Source organism: Wolbachia pipientis (genome assembly GCF_023661085.1).
Classification (GTDB): domain Bacteria; phylum Pseudomonadota; class Alphaproteobacteria; order Rickettsiales; family Anaplasmataceae; genus Wolbachia.
In genome coordinates this window covers 1-5,289 of sequence record NZ_JAHDJT010000100.1, presented here as the reverse complement: position 1 = coordinate 5,289, position 5,289 = coordinate 1, and the positions used below count along the sequence as shown (strand labels likewise).

Below are 5,289 nucleotides of genomic sequence, written 5' to 3'. Positions count from 1 at the left end.
ACCTGTACAGATTGGGAAGTTAAACAAATAGCTTCAGTACTATAATAAGGGTAACGGCAAAGGTTGTCAAGTAGTTTTTTTTGTTGCTATTGGAAACAGTTGTTATATGCCTATTTCAACAGTAGACAGCGTCACTTCTAATTACCTTAACATTTTCTCTTGGTAGTTCTTTAATGAATCGCGAGACATACATTGGCTGCCACTGGTTATTCACTTCCCTTCTGTCTGCGCATGAAATGATCAACTTTTCTTTTGCTCTGGTTATTCCAACATATGCAAGTCTTCTCTCTTCTTCCAAAGCTTTACCACTGCTGTCCTCGAAAGATTTTTGATGTGGAAATAGCCCCTCTTCCCAGCCAGGCAGAAACACACATGGAAATTCAAGTCCTTTGGCCGCATGAAGAGTCATAACATACACGGTGTTGTCATTATTCATATTATCCACTTCCATCACTAGACTTATGTGCTCTAGGAAAGTTGTAGCACTATCGAAATTTTTCAAAGATGAAATGAGTTCTCTAACATTCTCTATGCGTGCTAAACCTGTCACTTCTTCATTTTCAAGCATTTCAATATATCCTGATTGATTTGCTATAGTTTTAACAAGCTCGTTTAGCTGCTTTACACTTACTATTTCTTCCCAAGTCTTGATTTTATTTAAAAAACCATTTAGTGAAAGTTTGGTTTTCTCAGCCACTTGATTATTATCAACCAATGTTTTTGCCGCTTCAAAAAAAGAAATTCTGTTGTCTTGAGCAACCGCATATATCTTTTTCATGGTGGTCGGCCCTATGCTTCTTTTTGGCCGATTTACTATCCTCTCGAAAGCTAAGTCATCATTATTGTTTATAACGAGTCTTAAATATGCAATTATGTCCCTAACTTCTTGACGTTCGTAGAATTTTACACCACTTACAATCTTATAAGGGATTGAGTATTTTATAAAGTACTCTTCTAGAACTCTAGTTTGGAAAGTAGCTCTCACTAGTACTGCAATGTCACTGAATTTGTATTTATTGAGCTTTAATATCTGCTCGCTTATGAACCTCGCTTCGATTTTCCCATCCCATAGTTTTATTAGATTTACTTTCTCTCCTTTAATGTTTGTCGTCCACAATTTTTTTTCTAAGCGGGTTTTATTGTGATTGATAACATGTGATGCAGTTGCAAGTATATGGGATGTTGATCTGTAATTGCATTCCAGTTTGACGGTTTTTGCACCTTTAAAGTCGTCGGAAAATTTTAAAATGTTCTCAACTTCTGCACCACGCCAACTATATATCGATTGATCATCGTCTCCCACACAGCAAATATTTGAGTGCTCTTTTGCAAGGTATTTTAGCCAAAGATATTGTATTGCATTTGTATCTTGATACTCATCTACCATGATATATTTAAATTTGTTTTGGTAGTGGAATAGAGTTTCAGTATTTTGGTTGAAAAGTTGTATATTGTATAGCAGTAAATCACCAAAATCGACAGAGTTAAGGAATTTTAACCTCTCTTGATATTGGTGATAGACTTTTAATGCGGTTACATATACTGGCCTAAATAATTGGGTTTCTTCCACTTCAGATGGCAGTAAACACTTTTCTTTCCATTGCTGAATAATATTCATAATGGTCTTATGTTTTTCTGATAAATTATTCGGGCTTATATCGTTAATAATATTTTTTATCACCTGTAATTGGTCATCTACGCCAATGATTGTAAAATTAGACTTTAAACCTACAATTTCAGCATGCCGACGTAAAATTCTTGCTGCAATTGCATGGAAAGTGCCAAGCCATGGTATATTTGTGCCCGTGAGTTCAAGTACCCTTGATACCATTTCATTTGCTGCTTTATTTGTGAATGTGACTGCTAATATCTCATTGGAATTAGCGTAGCCATTTCGAATTATATGTGCTATTCTTGAGGTAATTGTTCTTGTTTTTCCTGTTCCAGCACCGGCCAATATCAAAACTGGCCCATCTACGTTAGTTACAGCCAATTGTTGTTCCGAATTTAGCAGTGAGAGATAATCACTCATTGTAGCCCTACCAAATATAGTCACATAAGTTAACCCTATTGTTTGTGCTCTGTAAAGTTTTTGTTTTGAATGTGATCTAGGCAGTGACAATCACTGAAGCAATTGGCCGAGATTTACAATTAGATATGTAAGGAAATATCGTGCATATACTAAAACCGGTGGGATTGGTAGGACTCGAACCTACGACCAATTCGTTATGAGCGAACTGCTCTAACCAACTGAGCTACAATCCCCTTCATTAATATTTATAATACACACAAAAACAAACTTGTCTATTAGCTTATTTCGCTATCGACCCAACTTGACAAGTCACTTATTGCACCAATTTTGCGTGCAACTTCCTTGCCGTCTTGAAATATGATCAAAGTAGGTATAGATTGAATTCCATATTTACTCGGCACTTCAGTTCCTTCATCTATATTGAACTTGCAGATCTTAACTTTGCCCTTCTTATCTTTAGCTAACTGTTCAATGCGCGGCATTAGACTTTTACATGGTCTACACCACTCCGCCCAAAAGTCCACTAATACAAACCCCTTGTAATCAGTGACCTCAGACTTAAAATTTTGATCATTTATTGATGTAATATCGTCACTCATAAAATACCTAGCTAAATTTGTACAATATAGCGCACTTACCAGCAACTAATCAACTAAATTCTTACTGTAGAGCCTGAAAGATCGTCTAAAGCATTTTGCATAACTTCCATTACATCTGATGACTAAAGATGTCCACATTTTCCCACCCCATTAAATCTAATTCAACACGAGTAGGAAGAAATTCAAAGCACTTTTGGGCTAATTCTTTTCTGTTTTCACGTTCCAGCATAGAATCCAGCTTTTCCTTTATTTTATGGAGATACAAAACATCAGATGCAGCATAGCTTTTTTGCTTGTCCGTTAAATCATCGCTTCCCCAATCAGAGGATTGCTGCTGCTTATTTAACTTAGTATCAAGCAATTCTAGGCATAATTCCTTTAGGCTATGATTATCTGTATAAGTACGAACCAAACGTGAAGCTATTTTTGTGCAATAACATGGAAGTGCCCAAGTTTCCAAGTAATAGCGTATGATGCTGACATCAAACCGTGCAAAGTGAAATATTTTAGTTATATTTTTATCCCCTAATATTTTTCTTAAATTTGGAGCTGCATAATCACTTTTCAATTGAACTAAGTGAGCGTTGCCGTCGTTAAAAGAGAGCTGTACAAGACACAATCTGTCTCTAACGTGAAATAGCCCCATCGCCTCTGTATCAACAGCTATGGATCTTGCGTTATCTGGTATTAAACTAGCCGGCAAGTCATCTTTATGTACAAATATTCTCATAGGACTTTGTGGAATATTGAAAGACTAATAATAATTGAAAGTGAGTTTTAAGTACACAAATAATAGATAACTCCTAACATTTTAGTATGTATGGGGTTTACAAATCGTTGTATATGCCTATAATTTAAGAAGTGAAAGACTGCGGGAGTAGTTCAGTTGGTAGAACGCAACCTTGCCAAGGTTGAGGTCGAGGGTTCGAACCCCTTCTCCCGCTCTTTTTTCCAAAATCATTCAAAAATTTGCTTGGCAACCTCCACTGTTACTCTTATCATAAAACTGGAGCTATTCATTTAGCTTCAATCTGTGCAGATTAAACGACGAAAGTATCACGGTTGGCGTCTTATGTTTAATTTTTTGCACTATGTGCACCTTATGTCTTTATTAATTTCACCTAGACTCCTAGGTTTTTCCCTATACAAGCTGAAACGCGCTTATAAGTCGTTTAAGACAGTATAGTACGCCAATTTGCAGGATTAGAGAGTGAGCAACTTCTACCACGGGATTTCTTTTGTCTTTTTTTTTGCTTAGTAAATTTCTTAAACATTAAGCTAAGGTCAGTTGCGGGTTAAAAGCAGCTAAATTGCAGCGTTTAAGGCTAAAAAGATGCCAATGTTTTTAAACAGATATTGACCGGGGCTTCTTTTGCTTTTATGCAGGAAAATAGTCAGATCATAGCAAACTGAGTTTTGATGCAAACGTGGCTTTTCAAAATTTTGCAAAAGTCTCCTAATTAGCAGGGTTGACTTATTTTTTTAGTGTTTATAATGAAGGTTAAGTTATCAGATAGCATAGGTGGTGCATAATCTTCTGCAGAAATGTTTAATTCTACTAATTCTTAACATAAATGTCTGTTATGCAGAGAATGTTTTACTACAAGCCCCACATAAAGTTTCTGGAGAAGATATCAACAGAGTACCAGCTAATCATGTCAGTAGTATGTGTTTTGCTCAGACAGAACCGGGAAAATGGCATGTAAAATGGTGCTGGAACTCTTGTATAGACTCTGGAAACAGCAAATCAGGGTTTCAACTATCCTTTCATGGTGATGATTTAATTAAGGAATTGACAAGGCAAGAAAACGTCTTGCTCAGCGATAAAGAAGGACAAAAAAATTACGAATATGGTTGTGTGGTTAGTGACAAAAGGTTAAGTAGCAAAAGATCAAACAATACCTATCATTTTGCTCAAACTTTATACGTACAAAATGCAACTCCAAATAGGATGTCAGTACCACAAATTGCTAAACTCATCAACGGCAAGAATGTAGTTTTCTACACTGGTGCTGGAATATCAGCACTAGTAGTGCCAGATGTATCCGAGCTTAATAAACAATTTGGAGTAGCTTTTTTCGACCGCAACTTAAAACAGGATGGTGCTGTTACACTTATACATAAAATTCTCAAGGAACCAGAAAAGTTTTCAAAAATTATAGACAATTTCTACAAAGCTTGTCTTTATAGTACGCCAACTTCAGCTCATTACTCAGTGAAGAATATAGCTCTACTTAAAAATTGGCAGCTACTCACTGAAAATGTGGATTTACTTCACCAACGTTCAGGGATTGAGGCCTTGGGAAACGCGAGTGGTAAAATGAATTTTAATTGGTTGATGAATAATATCAAACCAGAGCACTTAAGGCAAATTGATTTTATTGTTACTTGCGGACTCAATAGTGACATAGTTGGGTTTCTCGCTTTGTATAAAAAACATAATTCTAAAGGAAAGATAATTGCAATGAACCTAGTACAACCAAATTACTTAGGAGATGATGATATTTTGGTAGCTGGTGATTTGCAAGAAACTTTGCCTGATTTATTTGAGAACTTATCTCGGCTTTGATTGCGTGAGAACAGAAACTTTACAGAGTGCAAATAGTGAGAATAACTTATTGTTGACAGCTTTAATTTATTAATATAATATATATATAT

The 5,289-nt window shown here is 35.8% G+C and carries 4 protein-coding genes and 2 tRNA genes; 2 read left to right on the top strand and 4 right to left on the bottom strand.

Going from position 1 to position 5,289, the window contains the following annotated elements; genetic code table 11:
- Positions 1 to 115 precede the first annotated feature (115 nt).
- The 4 genes from DM84_RS04775 to DM84_RS04760 all read right to left on the bottom strand — a co-directional run bounded on the left by DM84_RS04775 (position 116) and on the right by DM84_RS04760 (position 3,361).
- A complete protein-coding gene (locus DM84_RS04775) occupies positions 116 to 2,032 on the bottom strand; it encodes an ATP-dependent helicase (protein ID WP_250778743.1) in 1,917 nt (638 codons plus the stop codon).
- 159 nt (positions 2,033 to 2,191) lie between these two features.
- Positions 2,192 to 2,265: transfer RNA gene (locus DM84_RS04770), tRNA-Ile, on the bottom strand.
- Between the two features lie 42 nt (positions 2,266 to 2,307).
- The gene (gene trxA, locus DM84_RS04765; protein WP_250778741.1) at positions 2,308 to 2,631 is read right to left on the bottom strand and encodes a thioredoxin; all 324 of its coding nucleotides are present in this window, start codon (positions 2,629 to 2,631) and stop codon (positions 2,308 to 2,310) included.
- Between the two features lie 109 nt (positions 2,632 to 2,740).
- On the bottom strand, positions 2,741 to 3,361 hold the full coding sequence (locus DM84_RS04760) for a ribonuclease D (protein WP_250778738.1): 621 nt from the start codon (positions 3,359 to 3,361) through the stop codon (positions 2,741 to 2,743).
- Between the two features lie 141 nt (positions 3,362 to 3,502).
- Between DM84_RS04760 and DM84_RS04755 the strand changes: the two genes are divergently transcribed.
- Together DM84_RS04755 and DM84_RS06170 are read left to right on the top strand one after the other, a co-directional pair.
- A tRNA-Gly gene (locus DM84_RS04755) sits at positions 3,503 to 3,575 on the top strand.
- Between the two features lie 581 nt (positions 3,576 to 4,156).
- A complete protein-coding gene (locus tag DM84_RS06170; protein ID WP_250778736.1) occupies positions 4,157 to 5,200 on the top strand; it encodes a Sir2 family NAD-dependent protein deacetylase in 1,044 nt (347 codons plus the stop codon).
- The last annotated feature ends 89 nt before the right edge of the window (positions 5,201 to 5,289 follow it).